This window comes from Planctomycetota bacterium, from assembly GCA_026387035.1.
GTDB lineage: Bacteria > Planctomycetota > Phycisphaerae > FEN-1346 > FEN-1346 > JAPLMM01.
In genome coordinates, this window is record JAPLMM010000219.1 from 1 (window position 1) to 21,866 (window position 21,866).

Consider the following 21,866-nt stretch of genomic DNA (forward strand, 5'->3'; position numbering starts at 1 on the left):
CGGCCAGGAGCAGATCGAGGCATCCGCGTTCGACGGCCAGTTCCTGCTCGTCGGTCCTCGAGTCCTCGGCGACCGCTTTCCCGGCCGCTTCCACGTCCAGGCTCTCCAGAGCCTTCAACGTCTGCCGGAAACGCGCGAGGACCTCGCGGCCCATGGTCCCGAGCAACTCGCGCACGCTGTCGGCGTCACGGCGGGGTTCAGCCACCATCGGTATCTCCTTCAATGCGCCGCTCTCTGTCGGTCGCGGCTCCGTGCTCTTTCCCAAAAGGCACTGTCGCTCTTGCCCGTGTGGCACGGCGAGTCCCTTCGGCGTTGCTCAGGGCAGGCTTGCCCCGCCGTGCGTTCCGGCGCGCCGGGACACGGCCGGACCCGCCTTCGCCCTTTGGGCTATGGCGGGCAAGCAAGACCGGCCGTGCCACTCAGCATAAATGCCAAAGGACCATTCCGGAATCAGCAATTACTCTTCCGGGATGGGAAGCACGTACGGACGACCCGTCACCTCGTCGAACTCGACGCGGACGCGCGTCTCGTAAACCGCTTCGAGGACGTCGGTGCGAAGCACCTCGGCGGGCGTCCCCGCGGCGGCCACTTGCCCGCCCGAAATCAGGACCACGTCATCCGCATAGGCCGACGCCAGGTTCAGGTCGTGGCTGACGCAAAGGACCGTCATGCCCTGTTCGTCTCTTAGCCGCCGAAGCAGCCGGTGGATGGCCTGCTGGTGCTTAATATCCAGGAAAGCGGTCGGTTCGTCCAGCAGGATCAGGTCGGGCTCCTGGGCGAGGGCGCGGGCGATGACGACCCGCTGCCTTTCGCCGCCCGACAGGTCCTCGAGATTGCGTTCGGCGAATCGCTCGGTATCCGTAAGGCGAAGGGCCTCGCGAGCGGCGTGCCAGTCGCCCGCCCCCTCGAATCCGAGGGCGCCGGTGTGCGGGCTTCGGCCCATCAGAACCGTCTCCAGGACCGTGAAGGCGAGGACGGAGGAGGTTCCCTGCGGCACGTAGGCGACGCGGCGCGCCAGCGCCCCGGCCGGATAGTCCGCCAGGCGGAGGCCCGCGATGCGGACCTCGCCCGACGCCGGTTCGAGGAGCCCCAGGAGGATCCTGAGGAGCGTCGTCTTGCCGCTCCCGTTTGGACCGAGGAGTCCGACGAACCGCCCGCGCGCCAGCGAGAGCGACAGGCCGCTGAGAACGGGCGCGCCGCCCGCGTACGCGAAACAGAGGTCGCGGACCTCGACGTAAGGCCCCGGCGTGCCGCCCTGGTTCGCCGCCGCGATTGCCTGGCCTGTGCCGTTCACCGCCTGCCCCGACCCCTCGGAGTTTCCCCGTCGTCTTTACTGCGTTACTCCGTCACTCGTCTTTCCCATTCCGCAATCCGCAATGTCCCCGCTCCCCCCGCCCCGGCGGGTAAACTTCGGGTCGCGGCTAACCGTGCGCTGTTTTGCCGTTTCAATCCGCAATCCGAAATCCGAAATCCGAAATGCCTTCCCCCCGCCCCGCTCATTGGACTTCGGCTGTTCGTCGCCATCGCGTCCTCAGGAGGTACACGAAGAACGGCCCGCCGCACATCGCCGTCAGCACCCCGACGGGGGGAGGCGGAAACGGAGCCACCGCCCCTTCCAGCAGGCCCGTCGCCAGGTTCGCCAGCACCAGAAACGTCGCCCCGAAGAAGAACGAGGCGGGCACGAGCCGGCGATGGTCCGGCCCGAGAAGCATTCTCAAGAGGTGCGGCACGATGAGGCCCACGAAACCGATCGGACCGGTGAGCGCCACGGAGGCCCCCGTCACGAGACTCGCCACGACGAACGTCACGTGCCGCACACGCTCCACCCGGACGCCGAGCGTCCCCGCCGTCTCCTCCCCGACCGCGATCAGGTTGAACCCCTTGGCGAGGAACGCGAAGACGACGGCGGCGCCGACGGCCAAGACAGCGACAACGCCTACCAATCCCCACTGAAGGTCGAACCGGCCGATGTTCCCCATCATCCAGTACGCGATGTCGCCGCGCGTCTCCGGCCTGACGAGACCCATCGTGAGCATGATGACGGCGGCGTAGAAGGTGTTGAGGATGACGCCGCTCAGGAGGAGCGTGTAGGGTTCGATCCGGCCGCGGCGCTGGGCGATGGCGTACACGATGCCGACCGTCGCGAGGGCGCCGAGAAAACCGAAGAGCGGCTGAACGAGGACGCTGACGAAAAGGCCCGAGAGGATAACGCCGAGGCTCGCGCCGCCCGAGACGCCCAGAATATAGGGGCTGGCGAGAGGGTTCCGGAGGAGCGCCTGAAAGGCGAGGCCCGCGAGCGCGAGCGCACCGCCCACGACGCTCGCCGTCGCCACACCGTAGAGCGCATCGCGCAGGGCGTCGCTCAACTGGGGCCCGGACTCCCAGACCCAGACGCGCGCGCCGAGGACGAGGGCGGCGGCGGCCACCACGAGCCACAGCGCCAGCCAGGCCAGCACGGTGACGGCATAGCGTCGGGCTGAAAGAGGCTGCAGGGTCACGGCGAGCGCTCCTGGAGTTCCGGGTGAATCGTCTCCGCGAGCCGCTCCGCCGCCTGACCGACCCGCGGGCCGGGAATCGTCAGGTACGGCTCCGTGAGGATGTGGACGCGGCCGCCGGCCACGGCGGGGATGCTGGTCCATTCGGTCCACGCGCGGCGGATGGCTTCGATGCGGTCGGGAGCGCCCTCGTCGCCGACCGCATGGACGAGGATGACGTCCGGCGCCGCGGCGATGACCTTCTGCGGGCTGACGGTCGGCCAGTTGGCCCGGTCGGGGTACGCGTTCTCGGCGCCGGCCACTTCCAGGAGCGCATCCACGAACGTGCCCCGCCCCGCGACCATGATCCGCGCCGAGCCGACCGTCATGGGGAAGGCGAAGAGGACCCGGGGGCGCGTCAGGCCGGCCACGCGCCGGCGAACAGCCGCCAGGTCCAATTTGATGCGCGCGACGAGGGCGCGGGCGGCGTCCTCGCGGCCGGTCTCGCGACCGATGATCCGGATGGAGTCGAACATCTCGGGCAACGTATCGGACTCGAGCATCACGGTCCGGACGCCCCGCGCCTCGAGCCCCCGCGCGACCTCCTCGCGGCCGGTGATCATGAAGGCAAGCGTCGGCTCGAGGGCGATGACCTGGTTGAGATTCATGTGCAGCGTGTCGCCGACGACGGGCAGGGCGCGGGCCTCGGGCGGCTCGTTGCACCAGGTGGAGCGGCCGACGACCTGGTCGCCCAGGCCCATGGCGAAAAGGATCTCGGTGACGTTGGGGGTAAGGCTGAGGATGCGCAAGGGGCGCTCGCCCCCGCCGCCGGCCGGCGAGGCGTCCGTGCAGCCGAGGCCCAAAACGAGCCACAGACCGCACAGGAGGCCTGCCAGAATTCCACGGTTTCGCCTCATCATCCCTGGGATTCTAAGAAGCCGGGCGAGACAATCAAGGCTAATGGCCCCGAATGCCCGGGGCTTGCCCGGCCTCGGAAGCGCGGGCCCTCGGGGGTTCGGGGCGGCAGGAGGTATTTCCGGCGACACAGTGCGTTGTGTTGACGGCCGCGCGGAGGTCTGGTAGGATTCGGTGGCTCGTTCGCGGGCCCGAGGCGGCTGCAGAGGCGACCGGCGGGCCTGAGGCGTTTGGCGGAAGATCCGGAGAAACGTCATGGCGACCGACGGGGATCCCTCCCGGGACGTGCCGGCGCGGAGGCCGATGGGGCTGGGGCCGGTGACGGCGGCCCGGGCCCACCTGGAATCCACGGCGGGGCCGGAGAAAGGCCAGACGTTCCGCATTGCGCCCGGGACAACCACGCTCGGCCGCGATCCCGCCTGCGAGGTCGCGCTTTCGGAGTCGGCCATTTCCCGCCAGCATTGCCGCATCGAGCGCCGGGGCGACCAGTGGGTTCTGAAGAACCTGAGCGACAACGGGACGCGGCTGAACCGCAAATCCATCGACGAGGCGGTGCTGTCGGACGGGGATGACATCCGGGTCGGGGCGAAGACGCGGCTGCGGTTCGTCGTGGAGACGGTGGCGGTGTCGCCGACCGGCCGGCCGCAGTTCCGGCGGCGCACGGCCGAAGAGGAGGCCGCACCCGAGGCCGAAGCCGAGGAGCCGCCTTCCCTTTTCCGCCGGCGTAAGGGTCTGTTCATCGGACTGGCCATCTACCTGGCGGTCATCGTGCTCCTGGCGGCGGTGCTCACGCTGCGCGGAACGAGCGTCGGCGGAAGCGTCGAGATCCCCGTCCTGGCGCTCGAACCCATGATCCAGCCGGCGCCCGGCGCCCCGCCGCTTCGGGTCATCAAGGAATCGCAGGAAGGCGTCTGGTGCGAGGACGAGTTGAAGCAGCCCATCCTGGTGCGCAAGGAGGACCTGGACTCGGGAAAGGCAAAGCGCATCCCCGGCATCCGCCAGGCCATCGAAGACATGGCGAAAGTGTACCGCCAGGAACTTCCGCTGAACCTGTCGGCCGCCCAAAAGTTCCGCGACAAGGCCCTCGACCTCTACGACCGCCGCAATACCGAACCGCGGAACCTCTTCGGCGCGGTCCGGTGCTTCCAGCAGGCGCTGGCGTACTACGGCGGCCGATCGTTCTTCCCCAACCAGCCGACCGTCGACAAGATCTACCTCGATGCCCTGCGGGACCTCGTGGACGAGATCAGCCGGGAATACAACAACGCCGTCGTGGACGAAAAGATGGGCAACTATAAGCGCGCGGCGCAACGCTACCAGCGCATCCTCAACATGATCCCGGAGAAGGAAAACCCCATCGTCCGGAACGTCATTCGGCGTTTGACGGCCCTGCGGGAGCGCGAGACGGAGCGCTAGGCGGCGGCGTCGGCGGAACCACACCGGGCTCCACAGGGTACTTGTTGATGAATTCCTTCCACTCCTCCAGACCCGACGGCGGAGATTCGCCAGGCCTTTCCGGGGGCGCGGGGAGTCCCGTCGGCGGTTGAGGGGACTCGATCGGCGGCGCACCCTCGCTCTCGGTTGAAGGGCCCCACGGTTTCCAGACGCCGGCCACCACCAGCACCGCCAGAACCAGGACTACCAGCCCGCTGAGAACGGCGGCGGCGACCAACAGTTGCGGCCGGTCGGCCAGCCAGTCCCCCACGAGGCGGGCCCTCCGGCGAACCCGGCGGCCCGTTTCGTGCGCCCGCCGGCCGACCGTCCTGGCCGCCAGCGCCGCCCGCCTCGACGCGGGCAGCACCACTGGACGCTCGTCCAGTCGCGGCAGGAGAACGCGTATCCGTCGGCGGTCCAGGCCGACCAACGCGCCCACGGCCGAGAGAATCTTGCTCCGTTGGTCGGGGTGGCCCCCGAGCCGCTTGATCCGCCAACCCATCCGAAGGACCGTCCCCCCGGGGTCGCCCTGCGCCTGGCGCACGAGCGACATCCGGTCCAGCAGGCGCGACTCCTGGGTGACCTCTTCGGCCACGACGCGCGCGAGGCCTTCGGGGATGCCGAGCGCTTTCTGAAGACTTTTGACGGCCTCGGCCCGCCGCTCCAGGGGGATGTCGTCGAGGCAACTGCCGAGGACCACGGCATCGCGGTAGATCCAGAGCCCCTTGGGGAGATTCAGGCCGTGCTCGCCGCGCGCCGGCCAGGAATCCATCTGCGGGCGAAGGAATCGCATGATGGCCGGGATCAGCCGCGACACCGGCACGCCGCTCTCCCGGCAGGCGATGAGCCAGGCCTCCAGCGTCTCCGGTTCGTGGGACCGCTTCGCACAGTGCCCGTCGTAAAGGGCCTCGATCGTTTTCCGCCAGCCGCGCAGGAGGTCGTTGTCGTAGGCCCGCCTCTTGGCGGCATTGGTAAGGACGGAGACGGCCTGGCCCACGTCGGACAACAGGTCCAGCGCCTGCTTGCGGTACCGCCCGATCTGGTAGGCCCGGATCTTGCGCTTCACTTCGCGGGCGGCCTGGAGGATGCGCGTCGCGTCCCGCTCGAGCGGCGGAACGCCGAGCAGGTCGTAATGCGTCGGCGAGGGGCTCGTCACACCGAGCCAGTCCCGGTACAGGTCCTCCCGGGCCATCTCGCCAGGCGGATTGTGAGCGGAAGGGGTCTCCGTCATGCGCGCTCGCGCCATCGGCTGAATAACCGGCCCCAATATAGCGATTCCGCCGCCCCCTGACAATCGAGAAGCGCCGGGGTGTGGACGGTGCCCGCCTCGACGGTTAGAATCCTGGGGTCCCTTTCAGGAGTGCGGCCGCGATGCCCGATCGGGAGTGGCGAACCATCCCCCTGGCCGAAGCGCTCGAGCGGACGGACCTCCGCGCCCGCCTCGCGAACGCCCTCGACGCCGGGCCGCTCTGCGACCGGTGCCTCGGACGCCTCTGCGCCCAGGTGGACACAGGGATGGGCAACGACCAGCGCGGGGCCGCCATCCGCCGGACGCTCCAAGCCGCGCCGCCTGCCGGCCCCTGCCGGATCTGCGGCGGCCTGTTCGCAGAAATCGACGCCTGGGTCGAACGATCGCGGCAGGCGCTCGAAGGCCTCGAATTCGACACGCTCCTCGTCGCGTCGCACGAGCATAGCGCGATGGCCGAACGCGAGCGGGCCATCCAGACGCTCGCGGGCGGCGACCTCGCGGAACCTTACAGGCAGGAATTCAACCGCCTGGTCGGCACCCGCTTGTGCGACGCGAGGCGCGCCCAGCCCGACTTCGTGCACCCCGACGTCGTCGTCCTGGCGGACCACGCCGAGGGCACAGTGACGCTGGACGTGCGGCCGCTGTTCGTCTCCGGGCGGTACCGGAAACTCGTGCGCGGTCTGCCGCAATGCCGGTGGGCCGCGTGGCCGACGAGCGTCCAGGCCATCATCGGCGACCCTGTCCGCGAGGCCGCCGGCGGCGAAGATCATCTTTTTCACGGCTGCGGCCGCGAAGACGCGGACGTGCGATGCCTGGGCGAGAGGCCTTTCGTGCTCGAGGTCCTCCGGCCGCGCCGGCGCCGGCTCGATTGGGCCGCGCTCGCCCGGGCCATCGGCCGTTCCGGGGCCGTCGAAGTCGTCGGCCTCGGACGCTGCGCCGCCGAGGAGGTGGCGTGCATCAAGAGCCTCCGGCCGGATAAGACGTACCGCGCGCTCGTGCGGCTGGCGGAACCGGTCGCGGACCTCGCGCCCCTCGGGAACCTGGCGGGCCGGATCCGCCAGCGGACGCCGCTGCGGGCCCTCAGGAGCCGCACCGACCGCGTCCGCCATCGCCGCGTCCGGTCCGTCGCGTGGAAGTCCGTGGACGCGAGAACGGTCGAGATCGAGGTCCGCACGCAGGCGGGGCTCTACGTCAAGGAACTCGTAAGCAGCGACGACGGCCGCACCAGCCCGAGCGTTGCCGAGGTCCTCGGCGTCCCGGCCGAGTGCGCCGAACTCGACGTCACCGCGATCCACCTATAATGTCGCCTGCCCAATCCGCTGCCCGAGCGAGTGACTTCTCCGGGAACTCCACCGAAGGTGCCGCGTCCAAGACGGTGCAGGCCCGCGGAGGGTCTGCGTTGCGGAGGTGTCTGGCGCCAAGCATCTGAAAGGAGGCAGTTATGTTCGCATCGCGAGGGACTTGCGGATCGTGGGCGCGCGTCGCCGGGTCGGCGGTCGCGCTGGCGGCTCTGGCGTGCGCTGCGGCCGGCGCGGCCGAGCCGGAGTCGGGACGGCTTGCGATCAAGACACAACGAGCGGTCGTCTTCAAAGACGGGTACGCGCTGCTGGTTAAGGAGGCGAGGGGCGTGGCCGACGCCTCCGGCCGCGTCTTTACCCTGGAGGTGCCGGACTCGGCGGTCCTGGGCAGTTTCTGGGCCGTCAGCCGGACGGACGAGATCGTCGCCATGCGGGCCGAATACACCGACGACTGGAAACGGGTGGACACGCCGCTCGGCCCGGCAGCCAGCACGCTCGAAAACCTGCTAAAGCAGGTGACGGGCAAGGCGGTGACGCTGACGACCGCCGGCGGCGAGGAGTTCCGCGGCAAAATGCTCGGACGCACCGTTATCGAAGACCGGCCGTTCGTCCTGGTCGAGCCGGAGGGACAACCGGCCGGCGCTGGTCCGCAGCCGATTTCGATCGCACAATCCCAGATCGTGGCGGTGCGGAGCCCCGCGCTGAGCGATGGGGGGAACGCCGACCCGCCGTTCGCCCGTGCGAAGCGGCTGAGTTTCGACCTTGGCCAAGAGTCGGCGGGCAAGGCGGTCGAACTGACACTCATGTACTTCGCCCCCGGCATCCGCTGGATCCCAACGTACCGTGTGAGCGGCGACCTGAAGGACACGGCGGCGATGGCGCTGCAGGCGGAAATCCTGAACCAGAGCGAAGACCTTCGGGACGTGGGGCTGGACCTGGTGGTGGGCGTGCCGCATTTCCGCTTCCGCGACGTGGTCTCGCCGCTTGTGCTGGAGGCGACGCTGCGCAACGCGCTGGCGCAGGCGGCCCCGCAACTGATGGGGCAGATGTCCAACGCGATGTTCACGCAACGGTCGGGCGAGTGGCGCCGCGAGGCGGAGGCGGCGGCGCCGGCGGCGCCGGCCGACATCCAGTTGCCACCCGAACTGGGCGCGACCGGCGAGCAGGACCTCTTCGTCTACACCGTGCCGAACTTCTCCCTGCGGGCGGGAGGCCGCGCGAGCGTCCCCCTCTGGCAGGCCGAGGCGCCCCTGCACCACCTCTACACGTTGGACCTGAACGTCGTGCGGAACGCCACGCACGGCAGCATGGTCCAGGGCGAGGCGGACGACGCGCGGTATCCGACGGGCTCGCCGCTCCGCCTGCTCAAAACGCAGGTCTGGCATCAACTGGAGTTGACCAACCGCTCCAAGGTCCCGTGGACGACCGGCGCGGCGATCATCCTCCGCGGCAATCTGCCGATGGGGCAGGACTTGCTGACCTACGCGCCGCCCGGCGGAACGAGCCTGCTGCCGATGACCGTCGCGGTGAACCTCCGCGGAACGCTGGCGGAAGAGGAGATCGAGCGCAAGCCGAACGTCCTCCAGTGGGGCGGCCATTCGTACTCGCTGATTCGTAAGAAAGGGACGATCACCCTCACGAGTTATCGCGACGCCGACTCGGACATGCGCGTCACCGTCTCCCTGCCGGGCAAGGCCGACGAGGTCTCCGGCGACGGGCACATCCGGATTGACGATTTTCATCCCGCCGACTGGCAGGGCGGCGGTTTCTGGCAGAACAACCACAGCGAACTGGTGTGGAAACTGAACCTGAAACCGGGACAGACGGTCGAGATGACCTACACCGTCTCCTTCTACGTGCCGTAAGGCGCTGGCGCCCAAAGGCCATGCCTTTGGCGGTTGGGGCGTGTAGCGTAGCAGTACTAGGATTGAAGCGGCACGCCGTAGGGCCGGCCGCGGTCGTAGCCCGTCACCGTCGTGAACCCGGCCTCGCGGAGGGCTCGCTCGGCGTCGGGAAAGGCGTGCACCACGTCGCCGGGCCGATGGGCGTCGGAGCCGACGGTCACTCGCCGGCCTCCGAGGCGCCGGTATCGGCGGAGGATTTCGGCGTCGGCCGCCAGCCCCATCCCCCGATCCAAGACGTGGTGCGTGTTGACCTCCAGAGCGATGCCGCCGGCGATGCACGCCGCCAGGATCTTCTCGACCGCTTCCCAATAGGCGGCATCGCGGTACGGTTCGACTAGGAGCGGCGCCTGCTTGAACACGTAATCGAAGTGGCCCAGGCCATGGCACCAGCCGGAGGCGACGAGGGCGGCCGTCTCGGCCAAGTACTCGCGCTCCAGGTCCCGCAGGTCGAGGGCGGCAAGTTCCTCCGCCGAGAGGCGGTAGATGGGGACTCCCGCCGCCGTGTGGACGGAGCCCATCACGAAGTCGAAGTCCATGGCGGCGAGGCATTCGCCCGGCTCGACGCCGTACGAACGCCGGTAATCAAACTCGACCCCCATGCGGACGGCCAGGCGGCCGGCGTAGCGGGCGCGGGCTTCCTCGACGGCGGCGGCGAAGGCGGCGTAGTCGAAGAAGCCGTAGCCCGGGTCGCTCCGGTCGAAGTCCAGGTGCTCCGTGAAACAGACGTCGCGGAGACCGGCCTCGACCGCCGCCGCGCACATCTCGACAACGGAGGCGTGGCCGTCGTCGCTGTAGGTCGAGTGAAGGTGATAGTCCGTCGGGATCATACGGCCCCCTGCCCCGGCCTATATACCGCGGCGTGGGATGGCACACAAGGTTTGTTCGCCCCACCGTGCCGCCGCGCAAAAGACCTTGCCTCGACCGCGCCCCGCGCGTATGCTGGCGACTCCGAGAAAAGAGGCGGGTGCCGACCGATGGCCGACGAGCCGCGAAATTCCGTCCTCATTGTCGAAGACGAGCCGGATATGAACAAACTGCTGGCCGAGGTGCTCTCAGCCTACGGCTTCGAGCCGATCCGCGCCGCAACGGGCGAACAGGCCCTCGACCTGCTGGCCACGCGGACACCCGACGCCGTCATCCTGGACCTGATGCTCCCCGGACTGAGCGGCTACGAATTGTGCCGACGACTCAAGGGCGCCCGCCGGACCAACCCGATTCCCATCCTGATTCTGACGGCGCTCGACCGTCCCGAGGATCGTCTCCTCGGATACGAAACCGGGGCGGACGATTACCTGACGAAACCGTTCAGCCCCGACGGGCTGGTGACGCGGCTCCAGGCCTGCCTCGATCGCCGCCGCCAAGCGGCCGCCGCCACGGGGGCGATCGAAATGACGCTCGAACCGGCCGAGGCCCCGAGCGCCATGAAGGCGGTCAACGCGTTGGTCTCCGCCCTTTACAGACGCACCGGTCTCGTACCAGAGTCCGTCGAGGCCCTTCGCGCGGGCCTCGCGCGCATCGTCGAGGCGGCCGCCGACTGGACCAACCGGCATCAAGGGCAGGCTCCGGTGCGCGCGACCATCCACCTGAACGAGCATCGGCTGGAACTGGCGTGGCGTCCGGCGGCGGAGGGCGGCGACGCCTTTCTCGCCGAACACCTGGGCCCCCAATCGGAAACCGTCTCGGCCTGGATGGGAGCCGGCGCCTTCGATCGGCGGAGCGAATCGGTCGGCGCCGTCGTCTTCGAGAAAGCCCTGCCGAGAGAATGACGAAACCCGAAATCCGAATGACGAATCAAAAAGCAAACCCGAATGACGAAAGTACCGCCGCCGACGCACAGCCTGGGGACAGGATCGGCTTCGTCATTGCCGTTTCGTCATTCTTTCGCCATTCGGACTTCCGCCTTCGCCCTTTGGGCTATGGCGGACAAGTCGGATTTCCTCATTCCGCCGTCGGGGATTCGGAGAAACTTTATTAGACATACTTAGCGGCCGCCCCTCGGCGAATCGGCGGCGGGCGTGTGCTCCGACGGGACCGTGAAAAAGAACGTCGAGCCCTCACCGGGCTTGGATTCAAACCCGATCTCGCCGCCCCACGATTCGACCAACCGCTTGGCCGTCGATAAGCCCAGGCCCATCCCCGCGACGCTCCCCGTGAAGTGCTCCTCGACCTGCGTAAACTCGGTGAAGATCTGCTCGCGGTGCTCGGGCGGAATGCCCGGCCCGTTGTCGCGGACGCGAATCATCAGGCGCCGGTCGGCGATTTCCTCGGCCGTCACTTCCACGCGCGCCTCGGGACCGTGCGTGAACTTGACCCCGTTGTCCAGCAGGTTGTCGAGGACCACCGAAAGGAGTTCCTCCGGGGCGCGGGCGCGAGGCAACTTCGGGGGAAGCGCAATGCGCCAATCGATCGAGTAGTTCGGATAGCGGTGTTCCACCCGATCCCGAGTGCGCCCGAGCAATTCCTCCAGCGCCACGAGTTGCCCGGCGCGCTCCAGTTCCGTGGCCGTCAGGCCCGCGTACGTCAGCACCTTCTCAATCAGGTCCGACAGTTCGCGGACCTTGACCAGGGTGACGCGGATCGCCTCGGCCACCTGCGGCGAGACATCGCCATACTTGCCCCGGTCGATGAGGTTCAGGTACCCGCTGATGATCGTCAGGGGGGTTTTGAGTTTGTGGCTGACGAGGCTCAGGAAGTCCCGTTTCAGTTTCTCCTTCTGCCGCATGTCCGTCACGTCGCGGAACACCAGGGACGTGTTGTACAGTTCCCCGCCCGGGCCCAGGATGCGCGTGTATCGGCCGGCCAGATAGCGGGGTGAGCGCGCATCCCGCTGCTCAAGATCCACGGTGACGGCCCGGGCCTCGGACGCCTGGAGCGCTTCCAGGGAGGGTTCGATCGCGAAGGCCGAGAGCGCGTCCTCGAGTTTTCTGCCGGTCAGATCCTCGCCGGCGTGGTCCAGGAGTTCGGCGGCGCGGCGGCTGATCGTCTGAATCCGTCCGTCCGCGTCCGTGATGATGATGCCGTGCGACAGGTCCTGGATGACCGCGTGGAACTTTTCGCGTTCGGCCAGCATGGAGCGGTAATACTTGATCTGAAGGAGGCTCTTGACGCGGGCCAGCAGTTCGCCCCGGTCGAACGGTTTGGAGATGAAATCGTCGGCGCCCGCCTCCAGGCCCCGGATCCGGTCCGCCATCTCCTTCAGCGCCGTAATCATGATGATGGGGATGACGGCCGTCGTCTCGTCGGCGCGAAGCCGATGGCACACCTCGTAGCCGTCGATCTTCGGCAGCATGATGTCCAGGAGAATGAGGTCGGGGCGTTCGGCCTGGACTTTTTCGAGAGCCTCGGCTCCGTCGTAGGCGGCGACGGTGGTGTAACCCGCCGAACGGAGGTTCCGCTCCAGGAGTTTCACGTTCGCCGGGTAGTCGTCCACGATCAGGATTTTTCCGCCTACCGTTTCGGCTTGGTCCACCATACGATCCTCCCGGGTCCGCCCCACCGCGGCGGGCCGCGCCTATTCCGCAGCCTCCGCGGCCAAGTCGCGAAGCAGCGTCACGGTGAACGTCGTTCCCTTGCCCAGTTGGCTTTCGACCGAGATCTCGCCGCCGTGCAATTCCACTAGCCGCTTCACCAGCGCCAGGCCCAGGCCGCTCCCCTCGTGCTCCCGCCTCAGCGACGGGTCCACCTGACGAAACTCCTCGAACACCGCGACGAGGTCTTCCGGCGCGATGCCGATGCCGGTGTCCGACACGCGGATCCGGATGAACTCCCGGTCCTGGCGCGCCTGGACCTCGACCCGCCCGCCGGGGTCCGTGAACTTGATGCTGTTCGCGAGCAGATTGTACAGCACCTGCTTCAACTGGATCGGGTCGGCCGTCAGTTCCAGGGGGCGGGGCTCGACGTCCGCTTTCAGTTCGATGTCCTTTCGCCGGGCCAGGCCGCGGAGGATCCGCAGCACCTCGTCCACCAGGCCGCCCATGTCGCACGGCGCCAGATTCAGTTCCATGGCGCCTGCCTCGAACCGCGACAGGTCGAGGATGTTGTTGATCAATTCGAGCAACTGCCGGCCCGCCTGGGCGATGTCCTCGGCGAACTCGCGCTGCTCTCCGGAAGGCTCGCCCGCGACGCCGTCGCGAATCGCCTCCGCAAATCCGATGATGGCGCTCAGCGGGGTGCGGAGTTCGTGGCTCATGTTGGCGAGGAACTGGCTCTTCAGTTGGTTCGCCCGCACCAGTTCCGCATTCAATTCCCTCAGTTCCGCCGTCTTCTCCGCCACCATCTGCTCGAGGTTGTCCGTGTACTCGCGGAGGCGCTGCTCCAGGGCCTTGCGCTGGGTGATATCGCGGCAAATGACGGTGTAGCCGACCGGCCGATTCTCGCGGTCGTAGCGGATCGTCGTCACGGTCCGGACGGGGAACCGCTGGCCGTCGCACCGCACGCGGATCCCTTCCCCCTCGTGCCGGCCGTGCATCCGCAGCGCCCGCTCCATTGTCAGGCCGACGGCCGTCTCCACTTCTTCCGGCGCCACCAGCCGCGCGAGCGCCTGGCCGAGGATGTCCTGCGGCTCGTAACCGAAGATCCGCCGCGCGCCTTCGTTGAACATGACCACCTGCCACCGCGCGTCGGTGGCGATGATCGCGTACTCGGTGGAGGAATTGAGGACCGCGTTCAGCGAATCCGTCGCTTCCTGCAATTCGGCCGTCCGCTCCTCGACCCGCGACTCCAGTTGCTCGTAAATCCGGCGCAGGCGGTCCTGCATCTCGCGGAACGCCGAGGCCAGTTGCCCGATCTCATCCTCCCCCCGGACGTCCACTTCGACGTCCAGCCGGCCCCGGCCGATCCGGCGGGCGGCTTCCGACAACTTCGCCAACGGACGCGCCACCTGGCGGACAATGAACAGCCCCACCAGCATCGTCAGCAGCGCCCCGAACCCCGCCGCCATGAACACGAAGGAATAGTGGATCTGCCCCCCCGCGCCGACGTGCAGGAGCGCCCCCATCAGGGCGCCCTCGATCAGACCGACGCCCACGACAAAAAGCACCAGTTTCCGCGTTAGCGTGAGGCTTCGCATGTATCGCCGCTCTCGGTTCCTACGTCCACGCCTTTGCGCGGTGGGTCTCCGTACCCACCGCCAACCCTTACGCGCCCTCTGGGTCTGAGACTACTCTACACTGCATATTCCTTCATCAGCCGATGGATATTCTCCCTATTGCTGGCGAACCATTCCTTGGCAATAGCCGTAATGCGCCTCGGTTTCAGTCGCCTATGCAGTCGTGCCTCTGTTGCCGGACCATCGGAGCACGCCAACAACCCTATTATACGGACAGGCTCTGGCAAGACCACTTGACCTAAGACTCTGGATGTTGCGGCTTGAGACGGAGTCTCCACGTCCTGAGCGACCCTAGCCCAGCCCACCTTTACTGGGTAGAATTCGTCCCCAGCGAGTGAAGCAGCGTCCTCAAGAGCAGAGAAAGTGTACGCATAGACGACGTGTTTCCCCTGACCCAGCACGTCGGCTACTGTCTCAACACAACTCTGGAATGATCGCGTGAGACAGCACAGATCATCAAGGCTTATTGAGACGCACGCACCAGTGCTAGTTGGCGCAATAGGCCGAAGTAAAGGACAAGGCAAAGCCGTGACTTCGGCCGCGGCATCCAGAAGTGGTTTGATCGGACCCTGGATTTGACGGAAACGCGGGTTACCGAAGGTTGAGCGCCCGGCTTGGCCTTCGTCCGACAACGACGGAACACGCTTGGCGAGTTCATCGTAGACGAACTGGGCGTTCGCACAACCGATCACTGCAAGTACTCGGAATGGTTCGAGAAAACCAGCCGAATCCCCGATGCCACGGAATATCCCAATGATGGGCAGATCTCTGTCTGGCATGCCATCCATGTCGTGCCATCTGTCCGACCAAGTGGGACCAGCCGCGACCCAAAGCGGAAAATCGGCACGTCCGGTGAGGCAGGACAAACGAAGATGCCTACTGAAGGTAAAGACGGCGATTTCGTGAGTCCCTTCCCCAATGAAGCGGCACTCAGTCATATCCAGCCACTGGTGCTCCGACTCAGACAAGCGCCACCTCGACCACTTTTTCTGAAGCCGACGGAAATTGGCTTGGCTTTCCGGCGCATCGAGATGCGCGAGGGTTGTCAAGATCTGCTTCGCCGTCACATTCTTCCTCTTCATGTTGCGCCAACCCAAATGCTTCTGTGTCTGCCAGCAACCCGTAGGCGGCGGCCAGCAAGGCATTCTCGGCCTGAGCACTCCGTCGGGTCTCGTTCATAGAAACTATAAATGGCCTTTGTGAAACGGTTGAAAGCCTGGTGGTGGCGGAAACATGTTTGCCTTGAGGCCGTTGCAAACCGCCCACTTCTGCACCACCTCCCAGACCTCGGGCCGGACTGTCAAGTAGCGATCGATTGCATCATAGGTGCCACCGCCAACACCAACTACGAGAACCCCATTGGTGATAAGAAATTCAATTGTTCGGTCGAGGGGGTCTCCTCGCATTGTATGGGTACCATTCTCATAGAAATGAACAAGTACGGCCTTCGCCTCTGCCGGAAGCCCATCCAGAAACCGGATAAGGCGTTCCCGTCGCTGTTTCCTCGATCGGCGGAGCGCCCAGCGGCCTGCAAACCAACCCAGACCAGCGCCGATAGGCCCGATGGCCAACTTCACTGCCTCAAAGATCAATGACCACGTTTTAGTTGCATCTGATTCCATTCTCTACACCCAAGAACCAAGTTTTGTGGAAAGACCGCATCCGGCCCGTGAGCCATATAAAAACACACTCGCGACAAGGGCACAAACCATCTTGCCGCCAGCACCCCTGCCAACCACTCCCGCCGACGGGCGATTTCATTGCCCGAAACCAATCGCGCATAGATTACCCGGAGATGTGTGCAGCCGCAAGCGCGACGCTCCACGCTCTCCTGCTTTTCCCAGTGCGCTTTCGGACGCGCAGCACGAAGAGTCCAAAGTTCTACGGCGGCCAGCCCCCCCCTCACCCCAGCCCTCTCCCACGGAGGGGAGAGGGAGGGTCGGTTCTCTCTCCCGCGCGGAGTGTGCGGGGAGCAAACCCTTTCAGCCCAGCCGTTACTCAGGCACTCAGGAACTCAGGCACTCACGCGCCCGCCGTTCCCTCTTTCCTCGCACGGAGACGGTCGCGGGTAAAACGCTCAAACGTCGGCAACCCCGCATCCGTCCATCGCCGCTCGATGCGCGTCTTCAGGGCGGCATTCTCCCGAAAGAGGGCCTCAAGAGCCCCGCGCTGATCCGGCGGCACGGAAGCGAGGATGTGGCGGTCGTGACAATCGACCGCCAGCACCCAGTCGTCCGTCTCCGGGATGCGATCCACCGCCAACTTCATGTGCGGATAGGCCCGGTTGCCCAGGCGAAGCCGGAGGTGCCGGCACTCTCGCGTCGGCGCGTCGGTCGGCGTCCGCTCGAACTCCTTGCCGGCGGCGAGGTCGGCCAACGACTCGCCGTCGCCCCACGCGAGGCGCTTGCGAACCTCGGGCGGCACCAGAGCGTCGCCATAGGCTTCCTCCAGGTAAAGCCGCACCGCATCCAGAAGCATCGCCCGCGTGATCTCGTCGAGGTTCACGACCGTCGCACCCCACTCCTCGAGCCCGCGCGCCTGGCCAACTCATCGCCCCGCAAGCGGGGCGGCGAACCAGACCCCGCCGCGCCGTTCCCCGCGCGCCGCGCCAACTCATCGCCCCGCAAGCGGGGCGGCGAACCAGACCCCGCCGCGCCGTTCCCCGCGCGCCGCGCCAACTCATCGCCCCGCAAGCGGAGCGGCGAACCAGGCCCCCCCGCGCCTCACCGCACCTTTTGAATCACCGCCAGAACCGCCAGAAAAATGAGCCATGCGCCGTACGCTGCCGCCGCGAGAATGAATCCCACGCGGCCGGCGCCGCTATCCTTCGACTCGAGGCTCTTCATCTGCCAACTCCCGCACTTCCGGAAGCACGAATTCCTTGGCAAGAATCTTGACCGTCGCCGCCAGCGGCACCGCGAGGATCAGACCGAACAGGCCGAGCATCTCGTACCCGAGCACGAGGGCCACCGTCAGCGTCACCGGATGCAGGCCGACGGCACGCCCCTGCACGAGCGGCGTCAGCACCCAGCCTTCCAAGCCCTGGACGATTACGAACACGCCCACCGTTCCGAAGACCGCCAAGCCGCTGTGCGAGTCGAACCAGGCGACAAGCACCGCCGGGATCAGGCCCACGAAGATCGGGAGGAACGGCACGACCCCCGCCAGCCCGGTCACGACGCCGATCAGGTACCAGTACGGAATCCCGAGAAGCGCCAGGCCCAGCGCCGTCGTCGCTCCCACCGCCAGACAGACGAGGATTCGGCCTCGCAGGAACGCGCTGACGGTGCGGTCGATCTCGCCGGCCACGCGCTCGATGCGGGCCCGGTGGCGCCCCGGAAGCCATCGGCGCACCGCCTCGACCATCCGGTCGAAATTCATCAGGAAGAAGAACAGATAGACGGCCGTCAGCACCACGCCGACCGCCAGCCCCTGCAAGTTCCACAGAATGGAAAGGGCGCCCTCGCCCGCCTGCCTCGCCACCGCCAGGACGCGGTCGAGGACGCTTCCCTCGGCGGCGGACGGCTGCTGCCACTCCAGCAGGATTTTCTCGTACCACTCGCCCTCGCCGCGGCCGAGACGTTCGGCCAGGCCTTGTAGCCATTCGGCGATGGCCCCGAGATATCCGTGGCTCCACACCCCGTCGCCGTTCAGGTCGACGAAGCCCGGCTCGGCCTCGGCCGCCGGTTCGCCCATCACCGACACGCCGAAGGCATAAAGTTGCGAGAGAAGCGGCGGAAGGGCGAACAGCACGAGCGCCGCCACCGCCGCCAGGACGCAGAAGAAGAGCAGAACGGCCGTCACGCCTCGCGGGATCCGCCGCCGCTCGGCCCACCGCATGACGGGATTCAGGATATACGCCAGCGCCATCGCGACGGCCAGCGGCGCGAACACGCCGCGGAATAGATACGCGAGAACGAGCACCACCGCCACCGACGCCGCGACGACGATGATCGCCCGCCGGTGCCGCGCGTCTGTTTCAGTTTCCATGGCCCTCGCCATCCTCTCCGCCCGACTCGATGTGTATCTGGAAGCCGCGGTCGAACGCCTCCTCAAAATCCAGAACGCCGACGAAATCCTCCCGGCGATCCTCGTCGGTTTTGCGCAGCAGGCCGATCTGGACCATGTTGAAGACGATGTTACCGATATCCTCCGACGAACGCACGCCCCATGATTCCAGCACCAGTCGCGCCAGCCGCCCGAACTGCTCCAGCGCGTGATCCCGGAATCCTTCGCACAACTCGCGGCCCGAGACATGTCCCGTCCGCCCGGACCGCTGCACCGTGTACCCCAGCGCCTCGGACACGAAGACGTACGCGTCCCGGCCGTAGCGGCGGTCGCGCTCCAACAGGGCGTTCAGGAGTTCCTCGGCGCTCTTGCGCTTATTCATTCTGCTCTCGATGCCCTTTCAGGACCGGCGGCCTGTTCGGCCTTGGTGTCCTCGATCATGGCGGCGACGGCCTCGGGATCGACGCGTTCGGCAATCCGCTCGAACGGCCCGATCGCGCGGTCCTCGACTCGCTCCTCCAGACGCGTGAAGTCCGGCGTCTCGACGCCCAGGAGCCGGCCCACCTTTTCGGCAAACCGCGGCAGGACGGGGCCCAGATACGCCGCCAGAAGCCGCACCCCGTTCAACGCCGCCGTCAACGCCGTCCGCGCCTGCTCCGGATCCGAGCGGACGGTCTCCCACGGTTTCGTGCGTTCCATGTAGCGGTTGAGGGCGTCGGCCTGGGCGGCGATGAGGCGGACGGCCGTCGCGTATTCGCACGCCTCGTAGGCGCGGCCGATGTCGTCCGCGGCGGCGCCGACGGCGCCGACGAGTTGGCGTCCCTCGGCGTCGAGCCGGCCGAGACGATTCTCCAGCCTCCGCGCCAGGAGTCCGGCCGACCGGCTCGGAAGGTTCGCGAAGTTGCCCACCAGGTCCGCGTTCACGCGCGCCACGAAGTCCTGCGTCGAAAGGTCGATGTCGTCCACCCCGGCGCCCAGTTTGCACGCATAATAGTACCGCAGGTACTGCGGGTCCAGGTGCCGAAGGTACGTCGCCGCGTTGACGAACGTTCCGCGGCTCTTGGACATCTTGGTCCCGTCCACCGTCAGGAACCCGTGGACCCAGATTCGGACGGGCGTCCGGAACCCCGCGCCGGCGAGCATGGCCGGCCAGTAGAGCGCGTGGAAATAAAGAATGTCCTTGCCGATGAAGTGATACAGTTCGGCGTCCTCGGCCACCCAGTAGGCGTCGAGGTCGCGTCCCTCGCGGCGGCACCAGTTCTCGGTCGAGGCGATGTAGCCGATCGGCGCGTCCCACCACACGTAGAAATATTTGTCCTTCGCGCCGGGGATCTCGAATCCCCAGTAGGGTGCGTCGCGCGTGAAATCCCAGTCGCGCAGGCCCTGGTCGAACCATTCCTGGAGTTTCGCGACGACGTGGGGATGGAGGTGCTTCGCGCTGATCCATTCGCGCAGCATCTGCTCGTACGCGGTGACGAGGAAGAAATAGTGCTCCGACTTTCGCCGGGACGCCGGCCGGCCGCAGACCGCGCACCGCGCATCCCCGAGTTCCGTGGGGCTGTAGGCGGCCCCGCAGACCTCGCAACTGTCGCCGTACTGGTCGAGCGCGCCGCAGCGCGGGCACTTGCCCCGGATGTAGCGGTCGGGAAGAAAGATGCCGCACGATTCGCAGTACGCCTGCTCGACCGGGCGCGTCTCGATGTGCCCCTTGGCCCGCAGCCGTTCGAAGAACGTCTCGGCGAGCCGACGGTTCTCCGGCGAGTGGGTCGTGTAGAAGTTGTCGAAGCCGACGTCGAACGCCGCAAAGTCGCGGGCCTGCTCGCCGTGAAACCGCTCGATGAGTTGCTCGGGCGTGATGCCCAGCGCCTGTGCCTTGAGCATGATCGGCGTGCCGTGCGTGTCGGTCGCGCACATGTAGCGGCAATCGCGGCCGCACGATTTGTGATACCGCGACCAGATGTCCGCCTGAAGATATTCGACGAGGTGGCCGATGTGGATGGGCCCGTTGGCATAGGGCAGCGCCGCCGTCAGAAGAATCCGTCGCGCCATTCAGTTCCCCTGCTGGGCCTCGGGCGGCTTGGCGCCCTGGTTCGCGCTCGGACCGGACGAACCGTCCTGGGACTCCGTCGGCGGCGACCCGTCGGGGTTTCGATTTCGCCGCCTCCCGCCTCGCTTCGAACGCCGCCGGCCGCGACGCCCGCGACGCTTCTCCGAATCGTCCTCGGGGGCGGCCTCGGCCTTTTCAGCTGCGGGCGACCGGGCCGGGGCGGCCGGGGCCGGCGGCGGCGGCGGAGAGGCCGGGGCGGGGGCGGCCCGGGCCGGCCCGGTCTCGGCACCCTCGACTTCCTTCGGGTTGATGTCCCGTTCCAGGATGCTCTCGACGGGCACGTGGATCCGCGTGCCGCGCGCCAACTCGACGCCGACCATCTGCGTCACGGCGTCGGTATCCACGACCTTGCCGACGCCGTCGGGCGTGGCGACGTAGGAGTTTCTTCGCGGCAACAGCTTGGCGAGTTCGCGGTAGGTTTCGTGCTCGAAGCGGAGGCAGCACATGAGCCGGCCGCAATGGCCCGAGATTTTCGCCGGGTCGAGCGTCGCCCTCTGCGACTTCGCCATGCGCATCGAGACGGGCGCGAGGTCCTTGATCCAGGCGCGGCAGCAGAGCGGCCGGCCGCACCGCTCGTAGTCGCCCAGGAGGCGGGCTTCGTCGCGGGCCCCGATCTGGCGCATCTCGATCCGCGTCTGAAACTCGTGGGCCAGGTCCCGGACGAGCGCCCGAAAGTCCACCCGGCTCTCGCTCAGAAAATAGAAAATGATCCGGTCGCCGCCGAACAGGTGCTCGGCCTGGACGAGTCTCATCGGCAAGTTGCGGGCGGCGATGCGTTCGCGGCAAAACGCCAGTTCCCGCTCCTCGCCATCGTGCATGTGCCGCTCTTCAATCTCGTCGGCATGCGTCGCGAAACGCAGCACCTCGCCGACGATCTTCTCCGAAACGTTTTGGCGGAAACAGGCCGACGTCGAGAGGCATACGATCTCCCCCATCTCCTGGCCGCGATCCGACTTGATCACCACCCGCCGGCCGCGCTTCCACCCCTCCAGCGTGCACGTAAATCGCCCGAGGATGCCGGTCAAACCGTAACGGACGATAACCGTCGGCTTCTCGGGCGGCGGGGGAGAAGGCGGGGTTGCGGACGGCGTTGGGGGCGCGGCCTGCTCGGCGGTCGGCGGCGTCTGAGGCAGCGGCGCGGGCGCCTCCGCCTGCGGCGGGGGCTGCTCCTGCGCCGGCGCCCCGCCGACCGCTTCCGGCGATGACGCACTGGAATCCGGACCGCCGACGGGCTGTGCCGACGACGGCTCCGGAACGTTCTCATTCACCAAGGCCATGCCTCCGGCCCCCGGGGGGCTGATTAGAGTCTTGCTCCTTGAACCGATGGATTATAGCGGCCCCGCGCGCAGCCTTCAATCCGCTTTTGCCGC

General features: G+C 67.2%; 19 protein-coding genes. 4 read left to right on the forward strand and 15 right to left on the reverse strand.

Translation table 11 applies throughout. The features are described from left to right. From NTX40_07690 to NTX40_07705, 4 genes are all read right to left on the reverse strand, one after another. On the reverse strand, positions 1 to 208 hold a 208-nt coding region (locus NTX40_07690), incomplete at its 3' end, for a PhoU domain-containing protein (protein MCX5648961.1). Between the two features lie 249 nt (positions 209 to 457). Continuing rightward, positions 458 to 1,294, reverse strand: a complete 837-nt coding sequence (locus NTX40_07695; protein ID MCX5648962.1) for an ABC transporter ATP-binding protein — start codon at positions 1,292 to 1,294, stop codon at positions 458 to 460. Between the two features lie 202 nt (positions 1,295 to 1,496). Next, a complete protein-coding gene (locus NTX40_07700; GenBank protein MCX5648963.1) occupies positions 1,497 to 2,498 on the reverse strand; it encodes an iron ABC transporter permease in 1,002 nt (333 codons plus the stop codon). Further along, positions 2,495 to 3,394: a helical backbone metal receptor gene (locus NTX40_07705; protein MCX5648964.1), complete on the reverse strand. Its 900-nt coding sequence runs from the start codon at positions 3,392 to 3,394 to the stop codon at positions 2,495 to 2,497. The genes NTX40_07700 and NTX40_07705 overlap by 4 nt, the downstream gene beginning before the upstream one ends. Before the next feature lie 250 nt (positions 3,395 to 3,644). Between NTX40_07705 and NTX40_07710 the strand changes: the two genes are divergently transcribed. Further along, positions 3,645 to 4,805: an FHA domain-containing protein gene (locus NTX40_07710; GenBank protein ID MCX5648965.1), complete on the forward strand. Its 1,161-nt coding sequence runs from the start codon at positions 3,645 to 3,647 to the stop codon at positions 4,803 to 4,805. On the opposite strand, the gene NTX40_07715 is transcribed toward NTX40_07710, so the two are convergent. Then, complete coding sequence (locus tag NTX40_07715) at positions 4,759 to 6,054, reverse strand: hypothetical protein (GenBank protein MCX5648966.1); 1,296 nt, start codon at positions 6,052 to 6,054, stop codon at positions 4,759 to 4,761. The two genes, NTX40_07710 and NTX40_07715, sit on opposite strands and share 47 nt — an antisense overlap. A 140-nt stretch (positions 6,055 to 6,194) precedes the next feature. Here NTX40_07715 and NTX40_07720 point away from each other — a divergent pair, with 140 nt between their 5' ends. After that, a complete protein-coding gene (locus tag NTX40_07720; GenBank protein ID MCX5648967.1) occupies positions 6,195 to 7,373 on the forward strand; it encodes a tRNA pseudouridine(54/55) synthase Pus10 in 1,179 nt (392 codons plus the stop codon). Between the two features lie 140 nt (positions 7,374 to 7,513). Next, a complete protein-coding gene (locus tag NTX40_07725) occupies positions 7,514 to 9,235 on the forward strand; it encodes a hypothetical protein (GenBank protein MCX5648968.1) in 1,722 nt (573 codons plus the stop codon). 56 nt (positions 9,236 to 9,291) lie between these two features. On the opposite strand, the gene NTX40_07730 is transcribed toward NTX40_07725, so the two are convergent. Continuing rightward, positions 9,292 to 10,101: a histidinol-phosphatase HisJ family protein gene (locus tag NTX40_07730; GenBank protein MCX5648969.1), complete on the reverse strand. Its 810-nt coding sequence runs from the start codon at positions 10,099 to 10,101 to the stop codon at positions 9,292 to 9,294. A gap of 147 nt (positions 10,102 to 10,248) precedes the next feature. Here NTX40_07730 and NTX40_07735 point away from each other — a divergent pair, with 147 nt between their 5' ends. Beyond that, entirely contained in the window at positions 10,249 to 11,040 is a 792-nt protein-coding gene (locus NTX40_07735) for a response regulator (protein MCX5648970.1), read from the forward strand. Positions 11,041 to 11,255: 215 nt separating this feature from the next. Here NTX40_07735 and NTX40_07740 read toward each other — a convergent pair whose 3' ends face one another. The 9 genes from NTX40_07740 to ricT all read right to left on the reverse strand — a co-directional run bounded on the left by NTX40_07740 (position 11,256) and on the right by ricT (position 21,773). Next, on the reverse strand, positions 11,256 to 12,746 hold the full coding sequence (locus NTX40_07740) for a response regulator (protein ID MCX5648971.1): 1,491 nt from the start codon (positions 12,744 to 12,746) through the stop codon (positions 11,256 to 11,258). A 39-nt stretch (positions 12,747 to 12,785) separates the two neighbouring features. Beyond that, complete coding sequence (locus NTX40_07745; protein MCX5648972.1) at positions 12,786 to 14,342, reverse strand: ATP-binding protein; 1,557 nt, start codon at positions 14,340 to 14,342, stop codon at positions 12,786 to 12,788. A gap of 999 nt (positions 14,343 to 15,341) precedes the next feature. Next, positions 15,342 to 15,560, reverse strand: coding sequence for a hypothetical protein (locus NTX40_07750; protein ID MCX5648973.1), 219 nt, complete (start codon positions 15,558 to 15,560; stop codon positions 15,342 to 15,344). Positions 15,561 to 16,403: 843 nt separating this feature from the next. After that, positions 16,404 to 16,886, reverse strand: coding sequence for a hypothetical protein (locus tag NTX40_07755; GenBank protein MCX5648974.1), 483 nt, complete (start codon positions 16,884 to 16,886; stop codon positions 16,404 to 16,406). 218 nt (positions 16,887 to 17,104) lie between these two features. Continuing rightward, positions 17,105 to 17,227: a hypothetical protein gene (locus tag NTX40_07760; protein ID MCX5648975.1), complete on the reverse strand. Its 123-nt coding sequence runs from the start codon at positions 17,225 to 17,227 to the stop codon at positions 17,105 to 17,107. Then, a complete protein-coding gene (locus tag NTX40_07765) occupies positions 17,202 to 18,371 on the reverse strand; it encodes an AI-2E family transporter (GenBank protein MCX5648976.1) in 1,170 nt (389 codons plus the stop codon). Before NTX40_07765 ends, NTX40_07760 begins: the two co-directional genes overlap by 26 nt. Next, the gene (locus NTX40_07770; protein MCX5648977.1) at positions 18,361 to 18,771 is read right to left on the reverse strand and encodes a hypothetical protein; all 411 of its coding nucleotides are present in this window, start codon (positions 18,769 to 18,771) and stop codon (positions 18,361 to 18,363) included. Before NTX40_07770 ends, NTX40_07765 begins: the two co-directional genes overlap by 11 nt. Further along, positions 18,768 to 20,438 (reverse strand): methionine--tRNA ligase, encoded by a 1,671-nt coding sequence (metG, locus tag NTX40_07775; GenBank protein ID MCX5648978.1) that lies wholly within the window; start codon positions 20,436 to 20,438, stop codon positions 18,768 to 18,770. Before metG ends, NTX40_07770 begins: the two co-directional genes overlap by 4 nt. After that, positions 20,439 to 21,773: a regulatory iron-sulfur-containing complex subunit RicT gene (gene ricT, locus NTX40_07780; protein MCX5648979.1), complete on the reverse strand. Its 1,335-nt coding sequence runs from the start codon at positions 21,771 to 21,773 to the stop codon at positions 20,439 to 20,441. Positions 21,774 to 21,866 lie beyond the last annotated feature (93 nt).

Excerpts from the sequence above, each read along its gene's own strand:
- NTX40_07715 (MCX5648966.1), bottom strand. The coding sequence starts at position 6,054 with ATGACGGAGACCCCTTCCGCTCACAATCCGCCTGGCGAGATGGCCCGG.
- NTX40_07725 (MCX5648968.1), top strand. The coding sequence starts at position 7,514 with ATGTTCGCATCGCGAGGGACTTGCGGATCGTGGGCGCGCGTCGCCGGG.
- NTX40_07710 (MCX5648965.1), top strand. The coding sequence starts at position 3,645 with ATGGCGACCGACGGGGATCCCTCCCGGGACGTGCCGGCGCGGAGGCCG.
- NTX40_07770 (MCX5648977.1), bottom strand. The coding sequence starts at position 18,771 with ATGAATAAGCGCAAGAGCGCCGAGGAACTCCTGAACGCCCTGTTGGAG.
- NTX40_07720 (MCX5648967.1), top strand. The coding sequence starts at position 6,195 with ATGCCCGATCGGGAGTGGCGAACCATCCCCCTGGCCGAAGCGCTCGAG.
- NTX40_07735 (MCX5648970.1), top strand. The coding sequence starts at position 10,249 with ATGGCCGACGAGCCGCGAAATTCCGTCCTCATTGTCGAAGACGAGCCG.
- NTX40_07740 (MCX5648971.1), bottom strand. The coding sequence starts at position 12,746 with ATGGTGGACCAAGCCGAAACGGTAGGCGGAAAAATCCTGATCGTGGAC.
- ricT (MCX5648979.1), bottom strand. The coding sequence starts at position 21,773 with ATGGCCTTGGTGAATGAGAACGTTCCGGAGCCGTCGTCGGCACAGCCC.
- NTX40_07730 (MCX5648969.1), bottom strand. The coding sequence starts at position 10,101 with ATGATCCCGACGGACTATCACCTTCACTCGACCTACAGCGACGACGGC.
- NTX40_07750 (MCX5648973.1), bottom strand. The coding sequence starts at position 15,560 with ATGAACGAGACCCGACGGAGTGCTCAGGCCGAGAATGCCTTGCTGGCC.
- metG (MCX5648978.1), bottom strand. The coding sequence starts at position 20,438 with ATGGCGCGACGGATTCTTCTGACGGCGGCGCTGCCCTATGCCAACGGG.
- NTX40_07705 (MCX5648964.1), bottom strand. The coding sequence starts at position 3,394 with ATGATGAGGCGAAACCGTGGAATTCTGGCAGGCCTCCTGTGCGGTCTG.
- NTX40_07765 (MCX5648976.1), bottom strand. The coding sequence starts at position 18,371 with ATGGAAACTGAAACAGACGCGCGGCACCGGCGGGCGATCATCGTCGTC.
- NTX40_07760 (MCX5648975.1), bottom strand. The coding sequence starts at position 17,227 with ATGAAGAGCCTCGAGTCGAAGGATAGCGGCGCCGGCCGCGTGGGATTC.
- NTX40_07745 (MCX5648972.1), bottom strand. The coding sequence starts at position 14,342 with ATGCGAAGCCTCACGCTAACGCGGAAACTGGTGCTTTTTGTCGTGGGC.